General features: G+C 43.0%; 21 protein-coding genes. 9 read left to right on the top strand and 12 right to left on the bottom strand.

Annotation, left to right across the window (positions count from 1 at the left end; genetic code table 11):
* Positions 1-15: 15 nt before the first annotated feature.
* From AB4Z50_RS08870 to noc, 4 genes are all read right to left on the bottom strand, one after another.
* Positions 16-1188 carry an aminotransferase class V-fold PLP-dependent enzyme gene (locus AB4Z50_RS08870; RefSeq protein WP_441878066.1) on the bottom strand — a complete coding sequence of 391 codons (1173 nt, stop codon included), beginning with the start codon at positions 1186-1188 and terminating at the stop codon, positions 16-18.
* 104 nt (positions 1189-1292) lie between these two features.
* Complete coding sequence (locus AB4Z50_RS08865; protein WP_441878064.1) at positions 1293-2144, bottom strand: ParB/RepB/Spo0J family partition protein; 852 nt, start codon at positions 2142-2144, stop codon at positions 1293-1295.
* Positions 2125-2898, bottom strand: coding sequence for a ParA family protein (locus tag AB4Z50_RS08860; RefSeq protein ID WP_076266588.1), 774 nt, complete (start codon positions 2896-2898; stop codon positions 2125-2127). Before AB4Z50_RS08860 ends, AB4Z50_RS08865 begins: the two co-directional genes overlap by 20 nt.
* Positions 2899-3105: 207 nt before the next feature.
* Positions 3106-3924 carry a nucleoid occlusion protein gene (gene noc, locus AB4Z50_RS08855; RefSeq protein ID WP_076266589.1) on the bottom strand — a complete coding sequence of 273 codons (819 nt, stop codon included), beginning with the start codon at positions 3922-3924 and terminating at the stop codon, positions 3106-3108.
* Between the two features lie 333 nt (positions 3925-4257).
* Between noc and AB4Z50_RS08850 the strand changes: the two genes are divergently transcribed.
* On the top strand, positions 4258-4413 hold the full coding sequence (locus AB4Z50_RS08850) for a hypothetical protein (RefSeq protein ID WP_441878061.1): 156 nt from the start codon (positions 4258-4260) through the stop codon (positions 4411-4413).
* Positions 4414-4509: 96 nt separating this feature from the next.
* On the opposite strand, the gene rsmG is transcribed toward AB4Z50_RS08850, so the two are convergent.
* From rsmG to rpmH, 7 genes are all read right to left on the bottom strand, one after another.
* Positions 4510-5232: a 16S rRNA (guanine(527)-N(7))-methyltransferase RsmG gene (gene rsmG / locus AB4Z50_RS08845; protein ID WP_441878059.1), complete on the bottom strand. Its 723-nt coding sequence runs from the start codon at positions 5230-5232 to the stop codon at positions 4510-4512.
* A gap of 1 nt (position 5233) precedes the next feature.
* Positions 5234-7123, bottom strand: coding sequence for a tRNA uridine-5-carboxymethylaminomethyl(34) synthesis enzyme MnmG (mnmG, locus tag AB4Z50_RS08840; RefSeq protein ID WP_441878057.1), 1890 nt, complete (start codon positions 7121-7123; stop codon positions 5234-5236).
* Between the two features lie 365 nt (positions 7124-7488).
* On the bottom strand, positions 7489-8868 hold the full coding sequence (gene mnmE / locus AB4Z50_RS08835) for a tRNA uridine-5-carboxymethylaminomethyl(34) synthesis GTPase MnmE (RefSeq protein ID WP_441878055.1): 1380 nt from the start codon (positions 8866-8868) through the stop codon (positions 7489-7491).
* A 96-nt stretch (positions 8869-8964) separates the two neighbouring features.
* Positions 8965-9588 carry an RNA-binding cell elongation regulator Jag/EloR gene (gene jag / locus AB4Z50_RS08830; RefSeq protein ID WP_076266593.1) on the bottom strand — a complete coding sequence of 208 codons (624 nt, stop codon included), beginning with the start codon at positions 9586-9588 and terminating at the stop codon, positions 8965-8967.
* Positions 9585-10337, bottom strand: coding sequence for a YidC/Oxa1 family membrane protein insertase (locus tag AB4Z50_RS08825; RefSeq protein WP_441878478.1), 753 nt, complete (start codon positions 10335-10337; stop codon positions 9585-9587). Before AB4Z50_RS08825 ends, jag begins: the two co-directional genes overlap by 4 nt.
* Before the next feature lie 272 nt (positions 10338-10609).
* On the bottom strand, positions 10610-10981 hold the full coding sequence (rnpA, locus tag AB4Z50_RS08820; RefSeq protein WP_076266594.1) for a ribonuclease P protein component: 372 nt from the start codon (positions 10979-10981) through the stop codon (positions 10610-10612).
* 127 nt (positions 10982-11108) lie between these two features.
* The gene (gene rpmH / locus AB4Z50_RS08815) at positions 11109-11243 is read right to left on the bottom strand and encodes a 50S ribosomal protein L34 (RefSeq protein WP_054025773.1); all 135 of its coding nucleotides are present in this window, start codon (positions 11241-11243) and stop codon (positions 11109-11111) included.
* Positions 11244-11883: 640 nt separating this feature from the next.
* On the opposite strand from rpmH, the gene dnaA reads away from it, so the two are divergent.
* From dnaA to gyrB, 6 genes are all read left to right on the top strand, one after another.
* Positions 11884-13239 (top strand): chromosomal replication initiator protein DnaA, encoded by a 1356-nt coding sequence (gene dnaA / locus AB4Z50_RS08810; protein WP_076266595.1) that lies wholly within the window; start codon positions 11884-11886, stop codon positions 13237-13239.
* A gap of 320 nt (positions 13240-13559) precedes the next feature.
* Positions 13560-14702: a DNA polymerase III subunit beta gene (gene dnaN / locus AB4Z50_RS08805; RefSeq protein WP_441878051.1), complete on the top strand. Its 1143-nt coding sequence runs from the start codon at positions 13560-13562 to the stop codon at positions 14700-14702.
* A 37-nt stretch (positions 14703-14739) separates the two neighbouring features.
* On the top strand, positions 14740-14955 hold the full coding sequence (gene yaaA, locus AB4Z50_RS08800) for a S4 domain-containing protein YaaA (RefSeq protein ID WP_339205835.1): 216 nt from the start codon (positions 14740-14742) through the stop codon (positions 14953-14955).
* A gap of 27 nt (positions 14956-14982) precedes the next feature.
* Positions 14983-16092: a DNA replication/repair protein RecF gene (gene recF / locus AB4Z50_RS08795; RefSeq protein WP_441878049.1), complete on the top strand. Its 1110-nt coding sequence runs from the start codon at positions 14983-14985 to the stop codon at positions 16090-16092.
* Between the two features lie 30 nt (positions 16093-16122).
* The gene (gene remB, locus AB4Z50_RS08790; protein ID WP_054025778.1) at positions 16123-16374 is read left to right on the top strand and encodes an extracellular matrix regulator RemB; all 252 of its coding nucleotides are present in this window, start codon (positions 16123-16125) and stop codon (positions 16372-16374) included.
* A 46-nt stretch (positions 16375-16420) separates the two neighbouring features.
* Positions 16421-18331: a DNA topoisomerase (ATP-hydrolyzing) subunit B gene (gene gyrB, locus AB4Z50_RS08785; RefSeq protein WP_076266599.1), complete on the top strand. Its 1911-nt coding sequence runs from the start codon at positions 16421-16423 to the stop codon at positions 18329-18331.
* Between the two features lie 32 nt (positions 18332-18363).
* Here the strand turns inward: gyrB and AB4Z50_RS08780 are convergent, their stop codons facing one another.
* Positions 18364-19137 (bottom strand): YheC/YheD family protein, encoded by a 774-nt coding sequence (locus tag AB4Z50_RS08780; RefSeq protein ID WP_441878046.1) that lies wholly within the window; start codon positions 19135-19137, stop codon positions 18364-18366.
* 288 nt (positions 19138-19425) lie between these two features.
* On the opposite strand from AB4Z50_RS08780, the gene gyrA reads away from it, so the two are divergent.
* Positions 19426-21909, top strand: a complete 2484-nt coding sequence (gene gyrA / locus AB4Z50_RS08775; protein ID WP_441878044.1) for a DNA gyrase subunit A — start codon at positions 19426-19428, stop codon at positions 21907-21909.
* Positions 21910-22014: 105 nt separating this feature from the next.
* Positions 22015-23088, top strand: coding sequence for an HD-GYP domain-containing protein (locus tag AB4Z50_RS08770; protein ID WP_441878042.1), 1074 nt, complete (start codon positions 22015-22017; stop codon positions 23086-23088).
* Positions 23089-23458: the final 370 nt, after the last annotated feature.

Raw genomic sequence — 23458 nt, 5'->3', positions numbered from 1 at the left:
GCCCCCAGTTCAATGCTAAACGCCATATTGCTGTGCAATCTCTCTGATTGCACCTGTTAACGCATCAATTTCTTCATTCGTTGTAAATACACCGACACTTGCTCGTATAGCTCCTGTTTCCAATGTTCCTGCACAAGCATGTGCGAGTGGAGTGCAATGAAATCCAGCTCGCACAGCAATTCGGTAATGCTGATCCAATATGAATGATAATTCAGAAGGATCAACGCCCTCTAGGTTAAAAGCTACAATACCTGTTCTTTGTTCCCCAAGCTCTGGTCCCAGTATTTTGACTCCCTTTACTGGTTCAAGTCCTTGCATTAATCTCTGAGTAAGCAGCCATTCCTTAGTATGGATATTGTGCACCGTCTCATTCAGAACATACTGTACACCGGTTTTGAGCCCTGCCAAGCCCGGTGTATTTTGTGTTCCCGCCTCATAACGATCTGGCCTCACTTGAGGCTGCTCTACTGCCTCAGATTGGCTCCCTGTCCCGCCATGCAATAAAGGCACCAAATCAAGCTCAGGATCGATGTACAGCCCTCCTGTGCCTTGTGGGCCGAGCAACCCTTTATGTCCCGGGAAAGCCAGCATATGAATGCCCATTGTTCTTACATCTATAGGTAAAATACCTGCACTTTGCGCGGCATCAACTAACAATTTTATTCCATGCTTCCTTGTTAGTTCAGCTATATCCGCTACAGGCATAATTGTACCTAACAGGTTGGAACTATGATTAACAATAGCCAGTGTTGTGTTAGAACGAATAGCTGAGGAAACATCATCTATGTTAATATTTCCACGTTCATCCGACTCTACATATGTCACTTCAATACCGATTGTCTGTTCCAGATAATATAATGGTCTTCTTACTGAATTATGTTCAACTGAAGTTGCGATAACATGATCACCAGGCTTCAACCAACCTTTTATCGCCATGTTTAATGACATCGTTGTATTAGAGGTGAACGCTATGTCATTCGGGTTTTTTATGTTAAACAGTTTAGCTAATTGTTTGCGCGTTTCAAATAATATTCGACTTGCTCGCACAGCCATAGCATGACTGCCTCTTCCCGGATTAGCAGCGTCATTTAACATAGCGTTAACGACTGCTTCTGTTACTGCAGGCGGCTTAGGCCAAGAGGTTGCCGCATGATCCAAATAAATGAGTGATTGATTATGATTGCTCACGAATTTCACACCTTTCCTAGCTGCCTGCTCACAACAATGGCATACCTTAGTTTAATCTTTCAAAAGCAAGATTACAACTAAGGTATGCCATTGTTTGGTATAGTCTATGCCATGTATTGAAGCAATTCTAGCAAACGTTCCAAATCCTGTTTACTATAGTATTGTAGCTCAATTTTGCCTTTATCTTTTTGCTGTTTAATTTTCACTGTCGTTTTAAATCGTTCACGAAGCGACTCCTCTAAATGGTCAATATACGGATCGCGTTTTTTCTGATTCGGCTTCGCTGTATCTTCCGGCTGCTTAGAATCAAGCTTCTGAATCGCCTCTTCAAGCTCGCGGACACTCCACTCTTGAGAAACGGTAAGATCTGCTAATTCCTTTTGCACCTTATCATCTTTAATGCCGACCAACGCTCTTGCGTGACCCATAGAAATTGTTCCACGTGAAACATTATCTTTTATTTCAGTTGGCAACGAAAGCAACCGAACGAAGTTGGCAATATGAGAACGGGACTTTCCGACCTTCATGGACAACTCTTCTTGCGTAAGCTTGAACTTATCGATAAGCGCCTGATAAGCAATTGCAACTTCAATTGCATTCAAATCCTCGCGCTGTAGGTTCTCTATTAAAGCAATCTCCATAACTTGTTGATCAGTAAACGATCTTACTACAGCAGGTATTGTTGCATTTCCACAATATTGCGAAGCACGGAAGCGTCTTTCACCTGCTATAATTTCGTAACCTTTCAATACTGTACGAACAATAATAGGTTGAATGATGCCATGCTGCTTAATGGATTCAGCTAATTCTTTAATCGAATCCTCATCAAATGTTTTCCTAGGTTGATACGGATTAGGCCTTAGTTGGGATAAGGTAATTTCAATCACTTTATCATCGTCATTCACAGAAAGCGATGGGATAAGCGCATCCAGCCCTCTACCTAGCCGCTTGCTCATACATAATCACTTCCTTTGCGAGTTCAAGATAAACTTCTGCACCTTTAGAACGCGGGTCGTATGTGATAATAGCTTGTCCATGTGATGGCGCTTCACTTAAACGTACATTGCGTGGAATAATCGTTTGGTACACTTTTTGTTGGAAATACTTTTTCACTTCTTCAATAACTTGAATTCCCAAATTCGTTCTCGCATCAAGCATGGTCAGAAGAACACCCTCAATTTGAAGCGATGTATTTAAATGCTTTTGAACGAGTCGAACCGTATTAAGCAGTTGACTCAAACCTTCAAGAGCATAATATTCGCACTGAATAGGAATAAGAACAGAATCAGCTGCGGTTAACGAATTTATCGTTAATATCCCAAGTGATGGAGGACAATCAATAAGCACATAATCGAAATCATCCTTAACCATATGCAAAGACTTTTTCAAACGCAGCTCTCTTGATATCGTCGGCACTAATTCGATTTCGGCACCAGCCAATTGAATCGTTGCTGGAATGATTTTCAGACCTGGAACAGCCGTCTCGAACATTGCATCTTTTGGATGGACTTCATTAATAAGCACATCGTAAATACAATTCGTTACGTCCCCTTTGTTAATACCGAGACCACTTGTTGTATTCCCTTGTGGATCAATATCAACTAGCAGCACTTTTTTACCAAGTGATGCAAGACAGGCAGCTAAATTGACAGACGTTGTCGTTTTTCCGACACCGCCCTTCTGGTTGGCTATTGCAATTATCTTCGACAAAACCGGCTCACCTCTATGTGTACAACTTTTATGTGCTATTTTCTTAAGATCCATTAACGTAAAAATGCTAATAACATAAAACTAGTTAATTATCATGAATCATACATGTACAGCACATTTAATAAAAAACTAGCTACAAATGGCATCGCCGCCCTCAGTGAGGACGGCACAAATAAGCATTAAATTATACTATTTTAAGATATAACTCTATCTTTTAGGGATCTGGATCGTAATTTCATAATGATCTTCATGATCCTTTTCATTCGTCTTAATTTGTAATCCAGAACCAGAAACCATTTCAATGGATTGTCTGATTGTATTAAGGGCCAGACGTACATCCTTAGTAAAAGAAATACGTTTCGCTTTCTTGAGTTTGGTTGACTCCTTTAGGAAAGCGATTCTAACCTCAGTCTGCTTAACATTCAAATCTTTAGTTATGATTTCATCTAATACTTTAAGCTGCAACTCTTCATTATCGAGCGACAACAAAGCCCTTGCATGTCGTTCCGTAATTTTCCGTTCCATTAAAGCCATCTTAATCGTATCATTCAACATTAACAATCTTAATTTATTGGCAATCGTCGATTGACTTTTCCCTAGACGCTGAGCCAAGCTTTCCTGTGTTAATTGATGAAGCTCGATTAATTTTTGATAAGCTATCGCTTCCTCAATTGCTGATAAACCTTCTCTTTGAAGATTCTCAATTAATGCAATGGAAGCTGTTTGTGAATCGTTGAATTCACGAACAATACCAGGGATCGTATCGTAACCTAGCTTAGTAACAGCACGCCAGCGACGTTCCCCTGCTATGATTTCATATCTTCCATTACGCATACGAACAACGATAGGCTGAATAACACCATGCGTTTTTATCGTTTGACATAATTCTTCAATTCGGTCATCATCAAAAATCGTCCGCGGCTGAAATGGGCTTGCGTCGATTTCTTGAATCGGTATTTGCCGAACTTCTTCTTGCGGTATGCGCTGCTCGGACAGGCCGAACAATCGAGAAAATTGTTCTTTCATATCGATAATTACCACCCGATCATGAGATAAACCTTGTTTTTAATCACTTCAAAAGAAACCATAACCCCCATCATAGTAATGGGAAGCATGCGTTTCACACAAAATGTCAGCATTAACACTAGTAAACTAGGAAAATGTCTCCATTCTATTAAAAAGCAATTACAAGGTTTTTGCAATAAATACGCTTCAGCAGTAAGATTGGTTCATTGCCAATTGGATTATTTCGGTTACTAGAACCTCTCTCAGGTAATAATCGTCAACTGCACGGCGAACATCCATAACAAAATTCATTCGGAAATGATAGGAGAGGCTTCAGTTAAAATATAATCAGGTATGGCTGTAAAGCTTGATACGATGCTTATATTTGCCCGTGATACGAACTTCAATGTGTCTTATGAAGACGTTTATTGGTTCGTCTATGTAACGGTATCGTCCAGTCTCTTCATCTACTATAATAATTCGACTATCACTGGACGATCTCCTGCTTGACATCATTTTAGAACAAATAATTGTTATAAGAAAATGGAAGTTCTTTTCCCCAAGTAACCATTTGCAAAATGTTTCACGTGGAACATTAGATGCCAGCTACATAAGTGGCTGTTTTAGTGGAGTGCCTGCTTTTCTAGGGTATTTATGCGGAGTAGCATCTAGCTTCTCTATTAAAATAATATGTCGCTCTGATTGCTCGTTTGGAAGCGATAACTGATGCTGTGATTTAATTTTTCCTTTGAGCTCTCTTAGACTTAAAGCTGCCTCCCGAACTTCTTCATCCGATTGCGAGCCTTTCATTGCAGCAAACAATCCACCTTTTTTTACGAAGGGCAAACAAAATTCATTTAATACATTTAATCTCGCAACTGCCCTTGCCGTTACTAAATCATACTTGTCACGGTGGTCTGGCAATTGTGCAATATCTTCAGCCCGGCCATGCAAACATAAAACCTGTTCTAAACCAAGCTGCTCTGTCAGATGCGTTAGGAATTGTATTCTTTTATTCAAAGAATCAACAATCATGATTTGCAAATGAGGAAAACAAATTTTCAAAGGAATACTAGGAAAACCCGCTCCTGAGCCTATATCAGCAAGCTTACGAACACTGTCCATCTTCGTATAAAAAGAAAGCGATACGGAATCATAAAAATGTTTCTCGTATACAGCATCTCGTTCGGTAATGCCGGTCAAATTCATTTTTTCATTCCACTCAACGAGCAGACGATAATAAGTTTCGAACTGTTCAAGCTGAACGGGAGAAAGCGGAATGCCGCTCTCCTCCATTCGTTTTGTAAACCATTTTAAAGTTTCGTCCATATTATGATCCTCTCGCTGCAGTAACACGGTTGTAATGTTCCAAGTAAACAAGCAGTATGGAAATATCAGCTGGTGTAACACCGGCAATCCTTGACGCTTGACCAATAGATAGCGGTCTGATAACAGAAAGCTTTTGCTTCGCTTCAGATGCTAAGCTGCGAACATCACTATAATCAATGTCATCAGGAATACGTTTTTTCTCCATTTTGTTCAAACGTGCTACTTGTACAAGCTGTTTCTCAATATAACCTGCATATTTAATTTGAATTTCAACCTGTTCCTTCATTTCCTCTGTCATTTCTGGAACGGAAGGGACAACCGTTTCTAGCATCGCATAAGTAACTTCCGGTCGGCGAAGCAACGATAACGCATCAGTGCCATGCTCCATTGGAGCTGTACCCGCTGCTATCAGCATTTTATTTGCTTGATCAGGTTTTACTTTAGTTCCGCGTAGACGTTCAATATCAATCTCAACCAATTCTTTTTTACGCAAAAATTTATTGTAACGTTCTTCCGAAATAAGACCGATTTCGTAGCCAGTTGGCGTTAGACGATAATCTGCATTGTCATGGCGAAGTAGCAAACGATATTCTGCTCTTGAAGTAAGCAAACGATAAGGATCGTTCGTCCCCTTCGTAACAAGATCATCGATCATTACACCGATATAGCCATCTGCACGACCAATAATAATTGGTTCTTTCCCTTGTACCTTGCGTGCAGCATTGATRCCAGCCATAACGCCTTGTCCCGCTGCTTCCTCATAACCAGAAGTTCCGTTTATTTGTCCAGCTGTGAATAAACCGTCAATCACCTTTGTCTCCAAAGATGGCCACAGCTGTGTAGGAACTACCGCATCATATTCGATCGCATATCCGTTACGCATCATCTCAACTTTTTCCAAACCTGGTATAGAACGTAAAATACCAAGCTGTACATCTTCCGGCATACTTGTGGAGAGACCTTGTACATAATACTCAGAGGTATTTTTACCTTCTGGCTCTAAGAAGATTTGGTGTTTTGGCTTATCAGCAAAACGGACGATTTTATCTTCAATAGAAGGACAATATCTTGGGCCCGTTCCCTCAATTGCACCTGAGAACATTGGCGCACGATGAAGATTGTCATTGATAATTTTGTGCGTCGCTTCAGATGTATATGTTAACCAGCAAGGCAATTGCTCGTTTGTGGAAGATTCCGTCTCATGCGAGAAAAACTTCGGTTTATCGTCGCCAGGTTGAATTTCTGTTTTCGAAAAATCAATCGTATCTTTGTGAACACGCGGAGGCGTACCTGTCTTGAAACGTACAAGCTCCAAACCATGCTCCTTCAAGCTTGCCGAAAGTCTGACTGACGGCTGTTGATTATTTGGTCCGCTCTCATACATCAGCTCGCCCATAATAATTTTGCCGCGCAAATAGGTGCCCGTTGTAACAACCGTAGTCTTTGCACGATACTCAGCGCCTGTTTTTGTAACGATTCCTAAGCATTTTCCATTCTCAACAATAAGCTCTTCAGCCATACCTTGTCTCAGAGTCAAATGAGGTGTTTCTTCAATTGTCTTTTTCATTAAATGCTGATAATCAAACTTGTCAGCTTGCGCACGCAGTGCATGCACCGCTGGACCTTTACCTGTATTAAGCATCCGCATTTGAATGAACGTTTTATCGATATTACGTCCCATCTCACCGCCGAGCGCATCAATTTCACGCACCACATGGCCTTTTGCCGGTCCGCCGATAGATGGATTACATGGCATAAAAGCAACCATGTCTAGATTTATTGTAAGCAGCAGCGTTTCGCAGCCCATACGTGCAGCCGCAAGTGCAGCTTCACAGCCTGCATGCCCCGCTCCAATGACGATCACGTCATATTCACCAGCTATATATCTCATTGTCCTTTACCCTCCTAAAGGTTTTCGTAGAAAACCACTTCGTAAGCATTATCTTAGGTTTTCGTAGAAAACCACTTCGTAAGCCGCAGAAAACCACTTCGTAAGCATATCCGAAGGCTTTCATAGAAAACTTTCTTATGCCCCATCATTTCAGTGAAACCTATATGCTGAATAGAATAACGATTAGCTCGATATTCTATTTCCTTAATTAACACTTAGAGCTGCGCTAATCTTAAATCACAGAGACAGCTGGAAACTCTGCCTCATTAGCAAAATCACTTTTTAGCAGCGAACTAACTTTACTTCTTCATTAAAGCCACATGTTGTAAGTTTAATTCATATCGGCTGCAAAAGCCTACTTCCATCTATTTCCCTAAGCAGAACTGCGAGAAAATTTGATCGATTAATGAATCTCCAGCCTCATCACCCAAAATTTCACCAAGCGACTCCCACGCGGATCTGGCATCGATCTGAATAAGGTCAATCGGTATTCCTGTATCAGATGCTTCTATTGCATCGACTAGCGATCGCCTTGCCCGCTTCAATAAAGCAATATGTCGAACATTGCTCACATATGTCAGATCACCTGATTCAAGCTGGCCTTCAAAAAACATCTCGCTAATCGTCTTCTCTAAACGGTCTAACCCATCTTCCTCAAGAACCGACATTTTAACGATGGAATCGACCGGAATCGACTCCTCCACCACCTCAATTTCTAATTGACGCGGCAAGTCAGTCTTATTTATGATCGCAATGACTGGGCGACCCTTCATTTGCAACAAAAGTTCCCGATCATCAGCTTGCAACGGCTCATTATAGTTCAGCACTAGCAAAATGAGATCCGCTTCTTCAAGCGCATTGCGAGAGCGCTCCACCCCAATTCGCTCAACAACATCCGTTGTTTCACGAATACCAGCCGTATCGAGCAGTCGAAGTGGAATTCCGTTTAGCGCTACAAATTGTTCAATGACATCACGAGTCGTACCTGGGATATCGGTAACGATAGCCTTATTCTCCTGCGTCAGTACATTCATAAGAGACGATTTACCGACATTGGGACGCCCAACGATTGCTGTTACAATACCTTCTCTTAGTATCTTGCCTTCGTTTGCGGTTTTTAACAGACGATCTATTTCATTAATAGCAGAATCGCATTGGTCACGAATAAACGAGCTCGTCATTTCCTCTACGTCATGCTCCGGATAATCGATGTTCACTTCTATATGGGCAAGCAGCTCAATGACCGTCTGCCGCAAAGCTTTAATCCGCTTCGACAGAACGCCCTCTGCTTGTTTGCGGGCAACGGAAAATGCTCGATCAGATTTGGATCGAATCAAATCGATAACAGCCTCTGCCTGCATAAGATCGATACGACCATTCAGGAAGGCACGCTTCGTAAACTCGCCTGGCTCCGCTGTGCGATAGCCGTCCAGCTGCAATACGACATCAAGCACCTTTTTAACAGCAATAACGCCGCCATGTGCATTAATTTCGACAACATCCTCCGCAGTAAATGAACGGGGACCTCTCATCAGCGTAACAAGTACTTCTTCAACCTCTTCTCCAGACCTCGGATCGAGAATATGACCATAATGCAGCGTATGTGTATCCGCATCATTGAGATTTATTTTCGAACGAAAAACACTCGCGATACCTGCAATTGCCTCAGGTCCGCTTACTCTAATTATTGCGATTCCGCCTTCTCCGACTGCTGTGGAAATGGCAGCTATCGTATCATGTACCATTGCTGTCAGCACCTCTCAAATGGAAAAACAGCAATGACCATTATGAGCCATTGCTGTGGATAGCGTATTGATTCGTATACATTTATAATGTACAGCTTATTGTCTTAATGCAATAACGACTCGCCGGTTCGGCTCATCGCCTTTACTAAACGTTTTCACCTTAGGGTGGTTCTGCAACTGCGAATGAATAACTTTGCGCTCATGCGGCGACATCGGCTCCAAGACAACTTCTTTCCTTGTGCGGATAACTCGTCCCGCCAAACGATCGGATAAATCCGCTAACGTTTTGCGGCGGCGCTCCCGAAAATCTTCTGCATCAAGTACGATACGCAAATGACTGTCTGAATAACGATTAGCCACAATATTAACCAAGTACTGTAATGCATCCAACGTTTGTCCGCGACGTCCAATCAGCATGCCAAGATCTCCACTGCCTGTTACAGCAATATGTATACCGTCTCTTGTTTGCTTTCGATCGATGTTTACTTGCAATCCCATCGTGCCAGCCACTTCACGGAGGAAATTCTCCGCTTCAAGCATGGGATCGGGAATAAGCTCAAGCTCAACTTTCGCTTCCTTTGCGCCGAACAGTCCAAAGAAACCTTTGGTTGGCTGCTCAAGCACAACTTGTTTAACGCGGTCTTCAGTTACTTGCAATTGTAATAATCCGTTACGTACAGCATCTTCTACCGTTTTCCCCGATGCAATGATTTTCTTCATTTCGCAGGGGCCTCCTTACCTTTGTCAGATGAACGAACGTATAGGAAGTAGTTTTGAATGATTGTGTAAATGTTGCTGTAAACCCAGTACAAAGGAAGAGCCGCTGGGAAAGAAAGTGCCATTACAAAAATGAGCACAGGGAAGATCGCCAGCATCATGCCCATACCTGGCATTGTTTGTGTTTGCTGCTTCTGCATCATCTTTGACTGAATGAACGTTGTAGCGGCAGCGAGAATAGGAAGAATGTAATACGGATCTTTCTCTCCAAGCTGAAGCCACAGGAATGTATGCTCACGAATATCAGGGTTTTTGTAGATTGAATTGTACAAAGCGATAAAAATCGGCATTTGAACAATTAGAGGCAAACAGCCCGCCATCGGATTTACCTTATGCGTTTGGAAAAGCTTCATTGTCTCTTCTTGCTGCTTTTGCGGATTGTCTTTGTGCTTTTTCTTAATTTCAGCCATTTGCGGCTGCAACGCTTGCATAGCTTTGGAGCTGCGGTACTGTTTTAGCGTTAACGGCAAAATCAATGTTCTTACAATGATCGTCAGGAGCAATATCGCAAGTCCGTAGGAGTCGCCAAACCAGCCTGCGAACGTATCAAGCGTTAAGGCAAAGTAATAAACGACGTTCTTCTCCCAGAAGTTCCCCTTCAATAGATCAGCAGTCTCGGTTGTCTCTGTTGATGGAGCGCCGCATCCTGCCAGCACACCCATAAGCAGAACAAGACCGAACACTAAAATCATTTTCTTGTTTTTTGTCCAAAACAACAACTTTAAAACTCCTCTCTGAAAGCCATTACATCAAGCGTCAGCGGCAATAGCCGTGCTCTTGCGGCGCAGCATATGTTTCGTGGAAAAATACAGGCATTGTATGACTAATACAATCTTATATTTTCATTCTAGACTATACCATAATTTATGGGACAAAGAAACAACGAGACTATCCTTGCATCCGCTTTCTTGGCGCATGCTGTATCGCGTTTTTTAGGCATGCGAAGCAAGCCGGCAAAATATCGTTAATCTGCCTGCTTCTCTTTTGAAATACTCGTGCTTTTCAGCAAACCGGCCTTCTTCAATACATGAAGAACGCTCTTCTCCATATCCTTCATCTTCATCAATGTAGCAGGCTTTCTTACTATTAGTATGAAGTCGGTTCTGGGAACGATTCGATTGGCTTGGTGACGAACAATTTCTTTAATCATTCTGCGCATGCGATTACGTACTACCGCATTGCCTATTTTTTTACTTGCCGATACACCGAGGCGAAATGGTTCCGCCGATGGTTGTTTCGACCAATAGACGACGAATTGCCCATTCGCAAACGATTTGCCGCCTCGATAAATCCGGCTGAAGTCTTCACGATTGCGAAGACGCAATTTTCTATGCACGACTGTTGGCCACCGTTCTCTTGTTCATCTTCTAAGTATAGTCAGCAAGCGAGCAGCCTAAGCTGCTGCTCACTCACTCCTCATCCTCACAAGCAAAAAAAAAAGACCACCGGACGTGGTCTTCTGCTTATGCGCTCAGTACTTTTCTTCCTCTTTGACGACGCGCTGCCAAAACTTTACGTCCGTTCTTCGTGCTCATCCGTTTGCGGAATCCATGCACTTTCGCGCGTTTGCTTACATTAGGTCTAAATGTAGGTCTCATCGTTCTGCACCTCCTATACTGCGTGTTTCCAATCAAGCGTAAACGGCTCTCGCCGTCATAGTTTGACGGAGCAGCATCGTTTCGCGGTGTATATAAGCAGCATTATAAGCATGCACCTATAACGTCTTATATTTAAAAAAACGCTTTTTTTATTAAACCATGCCCAGCCCCAAAAGTCAATGATCAGCTCCAGCACCCTCTTGTTGATAAAAATAATTTCAAGTCAGCTGTGGATAAACGCATGAATTGACTTCATTTTTCAAAAACTAATAACATGTGCACAATCCACAGGCGGGTTAAACGAACTTTGTCGAAATCTTAACAAGATATAAACAATATGTAGTGGTGTAGATAACTTTTATGCACAAGCAGTTGAGAATGTGGATAAAATATGCGATTTCGTTGAAATATAAGGCATCTTTTGCTATGATAATTATGTTTTCACTGTGGATTAGATCAATATTGCCTCAGTTTTATCAACAGCCTGTGGATAACATTGTGAACAAACTCATCCCCTATTTATAACTCATTCACTTATTTCTCTTCATAATGTGGATGCTTTCGTTATAATACCCTTGTTTTCGACATTTTTTCTTGCAACTGCGCCACTTGTGGCGATTTGGATAAGGAGTGACAGTCTGTGGACAGCCATACCTATGATTTATGGCAGCAAGTGTTGTCGATCATACAGACGAAATTGAGCAAACCGAGCTTTGACACTTGGTTCAAAGCAACGAAAGCTAATTTTGTTGATGATTCCATGCTTGAAGTAACAGCGCCGACAACATTTGCGGCCGAATGGCTGGAGGGCCGTTATACGAAGCTAATAAGAACGACACTGTTTGAGTTTTTGGGCAGACAAGTCGATGTTCGCTTCTCTATTGAGGAACCGAAGGGTGCGGAGCCCGCATATATGTTCCCACCGAAAGCGGTGCATTCCCCTGTCATGAATGAGGAAGCGACACCTACTCATATGCTTAACCCGAAGTATACGTTTGATACATTCGTTATCGGTGCTAACAACCGTTTTGCGCATGCAGCATCGCTTGCCGTAGCGGAAGCGCCGGCCAAAGCTTACAATCCATTGTTTTTATACGGTGGAGTTGGGCTAGGCAAAACCCACTTAATGCATGCCATTGGCCACTACATCATGGATCACAACCCGAATACGAAAGTTCTTTACATCTCGTCTGAGAAATTCACCAACGAATTCATTAACGCTATCCGCGATAATCGTGGTGAAAGCTTCCGTACAAAGTATCGCAATATCGACGTTCTGCTCATTGACGATATTCAATTTCTAGCCGGAAAAGAACAGACGCAGGAAGAGTTTTTCCACACCTTTAATGCGCTGCATGAGGAGCGGAAACAAATTGTCATTTCAAGTGACCGGCCTCCAAAGGAAATTCCTACGCTGGAAGAAAGGCTTCGCTCTCGCTTTGAATGGGGACTTATTACCGACATTCAGCCGCCGGATCTGGAGACGCGGATTGCAATACTGCGCAAGAAAGCACGCGCTGAGAATCTAGATATTCCTAACGAAGCGATGATCTATATCGCTAATCAAATCGATACAAATATTCGTGAACTGGAGGGTGCCCTTATTCGGGTAGTCGCCTATTCATCCTTGATAAATGCAGACATTACGTCGCATTTGGCAGCAGAAGCGCTTAAGGATATCATTCCTTCCAGCAGACCTAGAATGATTACGATGCATGATATTCAGACGAAGGTTGGGGAGTTCTACGGGCTGCGGCTAGAGGAATTCAAAGCGCGGAAACGAACGAAGGCGGTAGCCTATCCTAGGCAAATCGCAATGTATCTATCCAGGGAGCTCACCGATTTCTCGCTTCCGAAGATTGGCGAAGCTTTTGGCGGGCGTGACCATACAACCGTTATCCACGCACATGAGAAAATTACACAGCAGCTTAAAATAGATCAGGACCTGTACAAAATCATTCAAAACCTGACCGAAAAGATCAAAAATCATATGTGAACAACTAGGCAAGCCTATGCACAAGCTATGCACATGTGGATAGGCTTGCTTTATCGGTCTTCCAAGGGGTTATCCACATATTCAGTGCCCCTACTACTACGACTACTAAAAATCTTTAAAAAAACATCATCAAATACGGCAAAACGGCTGATGCCAGCCTTTACAGGCAAATGCTCGCTTCGCAGTCAAGTATAAGGTTTGTATAACGTTTAAAATAAACACGAAATCATCAAAACATAACCCATTTACGCCGTTTTCAAAAAAATCGTTTGTGAGAGCTCATACTTGGATGAATTTATAAGAACGCTAGGAGTGAAATCATGAAATTAACAATCTCAAAAAATGAATTAAACGATGCGATCCAGCAAGTAGCAAAGGCTGCTTCCTCACGTCCTGCTATACCTATTCTCGGCGGTATCAAGATTGAGGTTACTCATCTTGGGGTAACACTTACAGCAAGCGATACCGATATCTCTATTCAAAGCTTCATCCCTGTGGAAAGAGATCAATTCGTTATTGCACATGTGGATAAACCGGGAAGCGTCGTTTTGCCCGCAAAGTTTTTCGTGGAGATTGTAAAAAAACTCCCATCCGAGCAAGTCGTTATCGATGTGAGCAATACTTACCAGACGATGATCCGTTCGGGCTCTACTGAAATACAAATGGTCGGACTTGATCCGGAAGAATTTCCAGTACTTCCTTCCATCGAACAAAACGATATATTGCAAATGCCTGGCGATCTATTAAAAGCAATGATTCGTCAAACTGTGCTTGCAGCCTCAGCAAGTGAACAAACGCCTATTTTGACAGGTGTACTTTGGAACTTGCTTGAAGGGGAATTGAAATTTGTAGCAACGGACCGCCACCGTCTAGCAAGCCGTACGGCACAAGTTGAAACAGAAGCACAGCTCAAATTCAGCAATGTCATCATTTCAGCGAAAACACTAATTGAGCTATCCAAGCTCGTTCCAGAGCAAAATGCTCTTGTCGATATCGTTGTAACAGACAACCAAGTGTTGTTTAAACTCGGAAATGTATTATTTTATACACGTATCCTTGATGGAACTTATCCCGATACTTCTAAAATTATTCCGCAAACGTTCAAAACAGAACTTGTACTTGATACAAAAAATGTGATGGACGCGATTGATCGTGCCTACCTCATGTCTCGTGAGGAAAAAACGAATATCGTACGCCTTATGACGCTTGAAGATGGAACGATTGAAATTTCATCCAGCTCGACTGAGCTTGGACGAGTAACGGAGCAGCTTGAAGCAAAAGAATTTAATGGTGAGCCTCTTCGAATCGCATTTAACTCTAAATATATGCTAGACGTCCTTAAAGTCATTGATAGCGAGCAATTGTTTATTGGCTTTACAGGCGCAATGAGCCCTATTATTATTCGTCCTATGGATCATGCATATAGCATGTATGTCATCTTGCCTTATAGAACAACGGGCTAAATCTCAAATATAAGCAAGAAAGGGCTGACCTATTTTCATGAAAGAAATCGCCATCAAGACGGAATATATAACGCTTGGCCAATTTTTGAAGCTTTCTGATTGCATTCAAACCGGCGGTCATGCGAAGTTTTTCCTTCAAGAAAACACTGTCGTTATTAACGGAGAAGCGGATAACCGCAGAGGAAGAAAATTGTATGCTGGCGATAAAGTAGAAGTTGAAGGCTGCGGCGTCTTTACGGTAGGTAGAGAGTAACGCACCAACGGACCGGGAGGTCAAAACGTGTTTTTAACGAGCATACAGCTGCAAAATTATCGGAACTACAGCGAGATTGACTTGCAAACGCCGAATAAGGTCAATATATTTCTTGGGCAAAATGCTCAAGGCAAAACTAATTTGCTAGAGGCTATATTCGTACTTGCTTTAACGAAGTCTCATCGTACCTCTAAGGATAAGGAGCTTATTGGCTGGCAAGAAAGCTCCGCTCGCATTACTGGTGAGGTCGATAAGAAGTACGGAGCGATTAAGCTGGATCTCCTTTTCTCAGCGCAAGGAAAAAAAGCGAAAATAAACGGACTTGAGCAGCGTAAGCTCAGTGATTTCATCGGTTCGGTAAATGTCGTCATGTTTGCGCCAGAGGATCTTGAAATTGTAAAAGGAACGCCGGGAGTGCGAAGACGGTTTCTCGATATGGAAATCGGACAAGTACAGCCCGGCTATTTGTATACACTCCAGCAATATGGAAAAGTGCTGCAGCAGCGCAACAATTTTTTGAAAGCCTCCTATCCTGGGGGGGCAAATCAAACGATGCTTGAGGTGTGGAATCAGYAGCTCGCAGAGCATGGTGTTAAAATCATGAAAAAAAGGAAACACTTTATACATAAATTACAAACGTTTGCAGAACGAATACATGCAGGCATAACGAACGGGACTGAGCAGCTCACGATTGACTACCGTCCTTCTTTTGATACAGATGCCCAGCAAGATGAATCTGTTTTATTTGATCAATTTATGATAAAGTTAACACAGGTGAAAGAACAGGAGATTCGCAGAGGTGTTACGCTCGTGGGTCCGCATCGCGATGATTTGGCGTTTTTTATCAACGGCAAAGAAGCGCAAGTCTACGGCTCACAGGGGCAGCAGCGAACAACGGCCCTGTCTTTAAAATTGGCAGAAATAGAACTCATTAACGAGGAAATCGGTGAGTATCCGATTTTGCTGCTTGACGATGTGCTGTCAGAGCTTGATCAGAACCGTCAGACACAGCTTATTGAGACATTTCAGAGCAAAGTACAAACCTTTATTACAACGACCGGCCTTGAAAGCGTGAATGTGAGCAGGCTTCAGGATGCCGGCATCTATCATGTGCATGACGGCCGAGTGACACGTTAAATTGCGAATAGGAGAGGTGAGGAAGAGGACATGTACATCCATTTGGGCGGCGAGAAAATAATTCGGGCTGCGGAGCTCGTGGCCATCTTTGATATTTCTATCGAGCAATCCTCTAAACTATCCAAGCAATTCGTTGCGGGAGCACGCAAGCGTAAGGACGTTGAAACGATAGGCGAGGAAGAGCCAAAATCGATCGTTGTAACGAAGCAAAAAATATATTATTCGCCTATTTCATCCTCTACGCTTAAGAAAAGAGCCCATCAGTTTGTGGCTAACGGCTAGAGCGAAGGCGATCAGGAACAGCAGTTGAGAGGAGCAGTGAAGTTGCATGTCTTTGGAACAGCATACGTATGACGAGAGTCAGATACAGGTCTTGGAAGGTTTAGAGGCGGTACGCAAACGTCCGGGGATGTATATTGGCTCCACTAGTGGCAAAGGTCTTCACCATCTCGTATGGGAGGTTGTTGATAACAGTATTGACGAGGCTTTGGCCGGTTATTGCTCAAAAATCGAAATTATCGTGCATGAGAATAACAGCGTAACGGTTATCGATAATGGACGCGGTATCCCTGTAGGAGAGAATGCGAAACTGAAAAAATCGACGCTAGAAGTCGTTATGACTGTTTTGCATGCGGGAGGTAAGTTCGGCGGAGAGGGCTATAAAGTATCCGGCGGCTTGCACGGGGTCGGCGTATCTGTCGTAAACGCACTGTCCGAGCTTGTCATTGTTCAAGTAAAACGCGAAGGCAATATCTATCAGCAAGAGTACCGCAAGGGTGCTCCGCAGTATGATATTAAAATTGTCGGCGAGACAACGGAAACAGGTACTCAAGTAACATTTAAGCCTGATACAGAAATTTTTACGGAAACGACCGTATACGACTATGAGACGCTGCAATCGCGTATTCGCGAGCTTGCGTTTTTGAATAAAGGCATTGAAATTGTGCTTAGTGATGAGCGTACTGGCGTATCCAATACGTTTAAATATGAGGGCGGTATTATCGAGTTTGTAAAATACTTGAACCGCAATCGCGAACCTTTGCATGAGCTGCCAATTTATGTGGAAGGCTCGAAGGATCATATCCAAGTAGAAGTCGCTCTACAGTATAATGACAGCTACACCGAGAATATATACTCTTTCGCAAATAATATTAATACACATGAGGGCGGTACGCATGAGTCGGGCTTTAAGAGCGCACTTACGCGTATTATTAACGATTATGCCCGCAAATCAAATCTCATCAGGGATAATGATTCGAATTTCTCCGGAGATGATGTGCGTGAGGGCTTGACGGCTATTATTTCTGTCAAAATCCCGGAACCGCAATTTGAGGGACAAACAAAGACTAAGCTTGGCAACAGCGAAGTCCGCGGAATTGTAGAATCATTTTTTGCCGAGAAGCTGCAGGAATTTCTAGAAGAGAATCCTTCTGTTTCGCGTAAAATCGTAGAAAAAGGTCTATCTGCTGCTCGTGCTCGTGAAGCAGCGCGCAAAGCGCGTGAGCTGACTCGCCGTAAGAGCGCTCTGGAAGTTGGCTCTCTACCTGGTAAGCTTGCTGACTGCTCATCCAAGGATGCATCGATCAGCGAACTGTACATCGTAGAAGGTGACTCTGCCGGTGGATCTGCCAAGCAGGGCCGCGATCGTCATTTCCAAGCCATTTTGCCGCTTCGCGGTAAGATTTTGAACGTAGAAAAAGCGCGTCTCGATCGTATTCTTGGCAATGCTGAGATTCGGGCAATGATTACAGCGATGGGCACCGGTATAAGCGATGATTTCGATTTAACTAAAGCACGTTATCACAAAATCATCATTATGACCGATGCGGATGTCGATGGCGCTCATATTCGTACGCTCATCTTAACGTTCTTCTATCGCTATATGCGTGAAATTATAGACGCTGGCTATATTTATATTGCACAGCCTCCTCTATTCAAGATCGAGCGTAATAAGGTCATTCGCTACGCGCAAACCGAGAAGGAACGCGAGAAGATTTTGGCTGAATTTGGAGAAGGCGTAAAAGTAAACGTTCAGCGCTATAAAGGTCTTGGAGAGATGAACGCTACTCAGCTTTGGGAGACAACGATGGATCCTGAAAGCCGTACGATGCTCCAGGTAACGATTGAGGATGCAATTGAAGCGGATATCGTGTTCGACACGCTTATGGGCGATAACGTTGAACCGCGCCGCGAATTTATTCAAAAATACGCTAGATACGTAACGAATCTAGATGTTTAAAATAAAGGATCTCGTAAAGAAGCAGCCGCCCATTATGGACGACTGCTTCTTTTTTTAAATCGGCCATAGGCGACTGCATAACGATATACTTTATGAAAAACATTTTGGTCAGGCAGCTTTCGAAAGATAAATGGGTCGGGTAGTGTATTGACTTCCAAAATCCATGGATGCAGTTTTGCATCAATTGCGATGTCCACGCCTAGCTCTTTTATATTGGGGTAGGCACCTTGTAACTGGTTGGCAATCGTAATGCTGACTTTTCTTAATTTGTTTTTGAAGGCAGCAAGTTCTGAAGCATTAGCATGATCGCCCATGAGCCGCTCAAGAGCCATCGGAGTCCCGCCGCTGTGATAATTGGTTACTATTTTCGCAGGATGGGCGAGTCTACCGATAATGCCAGTGGCCTCCCATTCGTTATGAGGGTTTTTCTGAACCATAACGCGAATATCGAAGCGCCGCTTTTGATGTTTTAGCAAATGGATACCTTTTTGAACAAGATAGCTTCGCTTCTTCGTTTGTTGAGCTAGCTTATGGTATAACTGGTCGAGTGTTGAGAAAAACAAGATTTTTGTCCCTAGCTGATAGCGATATCCGAGAGCAGGTACAGTAGTTCTCTCCACGCGGATGACGCCATTGCCGAACGTACCGTTTATCGGCTTGACGTAGACCATACCATATTCACTAAGCATTGACTGAAGGCTGCCGCGTCCGAATAGTTTTGTTGGGGGCATATAAGAGCGCAAATAGTCAGATTTCAACATGACTTTTGTTTTGGCCCATTTGCTCGTAACGCGTTGTATACTCAACGATTTTTCTCCTTTCAAAATGCTGCTTTTACAGGTCATCGATTTGAAATGATGCAGGAGACAGACTTTCGATTGAGTGGTATAATGAAAGTTGGGTCTGTTTATTTTATGGCAGGTTTTCATGTATGGAGAGCGGTAATTCACCTATTTTTAGCAAGTAAAGACGAAAGTTTCGCAGGAATTCCAAAAGCATGAGCGCAAAAGGTTTATATGCTCGCTTTTTGAGAAAGTAATATAAGAGTTATGTTGATTTAAGAGTAGCTATAGATGGCGTCAGGGAGGTAAATCATGGCGGAAGAACAACGTATGTCTGTAAGAGATCGAGATATTGGTACGGAGATGCGGGATTCCTTTATGGATTACGCAATGAGTATCATCGTAAGTCGCGCTCTTCCCGATGTTAGGGATGGACTTAAACCAGTGCATCGACGCATATTGTATGCGATGTCTGAGCTGGGCATGTCACCGGACAAGCCCCATAAGAAGTCAGCGAGAATTGTAGGAGAAGTAATCGGTAAGTATCACCCGCATGGTGATTCCGCAGTTTATGAGTCGATGGTGCGGATGGCACAAGATTTCTCCATGCGTTATATGCTCGTAGATGGACATGGTAACTTTGGTTCAGTTGATGGCGACTCTGCAGCTGCCATGCGTTATACGGAAGCTCGTCTTTCGAAGATGGCAATGGAGTTGCTACGCGATATCAACAAGGAAACGATTGATTTCGTTCCTAACTATGACGGTGAAGAGTCGGAACCAGTTGTATTGCCTGCACGTTATCCAAACCTTCTCGTAAACGGGGTTACTGGGATAGCGGTTGGTATGGCTACGAATATTCCACCTCATAACTTGAATGAGGTTATCGATGGAGTACAGGCGCTTATTGTTAATCCTGACATTACGCCACTCGAACTTATCGAACACATAAAAGGTCCGGATTTTCCAACAGCCGGTTTTGTAATGGGCCGTATGGGGATTCGTCAAGCTTATTTGACAGGCCGCGGTTCGGTAACAATGCGAGCAAGGGCGACGATTGAAGAAAATAACGGCAAAGCGCGCATCATTGTGCATGAACTGCCTTATCAAGTCATTAAAGCTCGTTTAGTTGAGAAAATTGCCGAGCTCGTTCGCGAGAAGAAAATTGAAGGTATTACTGATTTGCGAGATGAATCGGATCGTAACGGCATGCGCGTAGTCATTGAGCTTCGTCGTGATGTTAACCCGAGCATCGTACTTAATAATTTGTACAAGCATACACAGCTGCAATCCAATTTTGGGATTAACATGCTGGCACTCGTAAATGGTGAGCCTAAGACGCTTAACATACGCGATATGCTTTATCATTATTTACAGCATCAGATCGAGGTTATTCGTCGTCGTACGGAGTTTGATCTCAAAAAGGCTGAATCTCGCGCACATATCTTGGAGGGCTTGCGAATAGCGCTTGACCATTTGGATGAGGTCATTGCACTCATTCGCGCTTCCCAAACAGCTGATCAAGCTCGTGAAGGCTTAATTACAAGATTCTCGCTCAGCCATGAGCAGGCGCAAGCGATTTTGGATATGCGTTTGCAGCGCCTGACTGGTCTGGAAAGAGATAAAATAGAAGCAGAGTATGCAGAACTTATGCGTAAAATTGCTGAATATAAAGCGATTCTAGCTGATGAGCAGCTTGTGCTCGATATTATTAGCACAGAGCTTGCTGAATTGAAGGACCGTTTCGGTGATGAGCGTCGTACGGAGATAATGGCAAGTGATGAGGAAATTCTCGATGAGGATCTTATTCCTCGTGAGGATGTTATCATCTCCATTACTCACACGGGCTATATCAAGCGTTTGCCGGTTGGCACTTACCGCAGCCAGAAGCGCGGCGGCAAAGGCGTTGTCGGCATGGGTACTAAGGATGATGACTTTGTTGAGCATCTATTTGTATCCAATACGCATCACTACCTGTTGTTCTTTAYGAACAAAGGTAAGGTGTATAAGCTGAAAGCCTATGAGATTCCTGATCTTAACCGTACTGCACGCGGTACGCCTATTATCAACCTCATTCAAATTGAACAGGGTGAGACAATCAATGCGGTCATACCTGTACAAGAATTTGATTCGGAACATTACTTGTTCTTTGCTACAAGGCAAGGGGTTGTGAAGAAGACTCCGCTTGATGACTACGTCAACATTCGGAAAGTCGGATTGATCGCAATCTCACTTCGTGAGGACGATGATCTAATTGGCGTTAAGCTGACTGACGGTAACCAGGAAATTATTATGGGAACTGCGCAGGGCATGTCCATACGTTACTCTGAGCAGGATGTCCGTTCTATGGGACGTTCCGCTACAGGCGTGAAAGGTATCCAGCTTGATGATGAAGATACCGTTATTGATATGGATGTTATCGTACCGGATAATGATATCCTGATCGTTACCTCCAAAGGTTACGGCAAGCGGACACCAGTGGCCGATTATCGTATTCAGAACCGTGGCGGTAAAGGGATTAAGACGCTTAACGTAACCGATAAGAATGGACCGATCGTCTCACTCAAAGTGGTTGAGAATGATGAGGATCTTATGATTATGACTTCATCTGGCACGATGATTCGTACCAGCATGGAAGGCATATCTACGATGGGACGGAATACGCAAGGCGTAAGGCTGATTAATACACGCGAAGATGATACGGTAGCGACTGTTACACGTGTTGCTCGCAGTGAAGAGAATGAAGCTATAGATGAAAATGAAGAGCAAGATGGCGGCGAAACGACGCAAGAATAAATGAAAGCAGACGCAGCTGACTCCGTCGCATGACGGGTCAGCCTAGGTTTGCTTTATTTATGGGAGTACATAATTACTATTCAGGCACAAGGGGAGAGGACTCTCGTGGCAGCAGTAACATTATTACATCTCAAATTAGGCGACAAAATCATTGAAGATGTCCTCACCCCACTTGGCAGTGTTTTATTTCAAAAGGGAAAGATCGTTACCCCTAAAGAAATAGAAATATTGCAAGCATTTCTCATCACAAGTGTCGAGATTGAATCCAATATTGATTTGAGCAAGACAAAAGAGGATACCGATGAGGATGCAAGCCAAGAACCGAGTTCAGCATTAGTCGCATCTCCCCTTCATGAAGAGTACGACAAAATGATTATTGTTTTACGCCAAGTATTTAACTCTGTTGCAGCGGGTCAAGCCATGCCGATCATGGATGTACGCAAGCAGCTTGAGAAAATGCTGGAGCACATAAAGAGCTACAACTTGCTGACCTTTGTACCGCGTCAATTTTTGGAGAAAGACTATTTGCTTCATAACAGCATTACGTCTGCATTAACCTCCTATCAAATTGCACAGTGGACTGGCTTTCCTCAAAAGGATTGGATGCAAATTGCATTTGCCGGTTTATTGCATGATATCGGCAACGTCCGAATTGACAAAGCAATCTTGACGAAGCCTAATACATTATCAACAGAAGAAAAAGAAGAAATGATGCGTCATACGGTTCTTGGGTACCAATTGCTCAAAAATGTATCTGCTCTTAATGAGGGTGTAAAGATGGCGGCGCTTCAGCATCATGAGAAGGTTGACGGAACAGGTTATCCGCTCGGCATTGATGCGACGAAGATAAACCCGTACGCCAAGATCGTAGCGATTGCTGATATATTTCATGCAATGACTTTGAACAAGGCATACAGGAAAGCTGCATCTCCATATCTCGTATTGGAACAAATCCAAAGCGATTCCTTCGGGAAGCTGGATCCTACTTATGTCCGTACATTTGTAGAGAAGGCTACTCAGTTCCATAATGGGACGGTCGTTAAGCTTAGCGATGAACGTATTGGAGAGATTGTATTCTCGGATCGTAATTATCCGACTAGGCCTTGGGTATCCATTGAAGGTGTCATTGTAAACTTAATCGTAGACAGGCATCTTCATATTAAAGAAGTGCTCAGATAAGCGAATTCGTCAAAACTTTAAGTAAGTACAGTGTAATGATAAGGAGACTAAACGAAGTCTTCTCACCGTAACACTGTACTTACTTTTTTTATTGTATTAGAAGAATAATTAATGAAAGTTAGGAAATTATATAATATGTTGTAGCAAGTTATATTGTTTAAACAAGCCATTATGGCTAGCTGCAAAGGTGAAAAGAAGGTATGAAATGCTAATGCAAAAAGTTTTTCGCAAATAATGAAAAAAACACTTGCAATGCCATAGGCGCCTATGATATATTATCTAGGTCGCCAACGAGATACACGGTCGACAAGAGAGAAAAGATTGCTCTTTGAAAACTGAACAACGAGTAATAACTGCCTCGCAAATCCTT

This window comes from Paenibacillus sp. 2TAB26 (genome assembly GCF_052115145.1).
Classification (GTDB): Bacteria; Bacillota; Bacilli; order Paenibacillales; family Paenibacillaceae; genus Pristimantibacillus.
The sequence above is the reverse complement of the archived record's forward strand: the minus strand, read 5'-3'. Positions and strand labels throughout refer to the sequence as shown.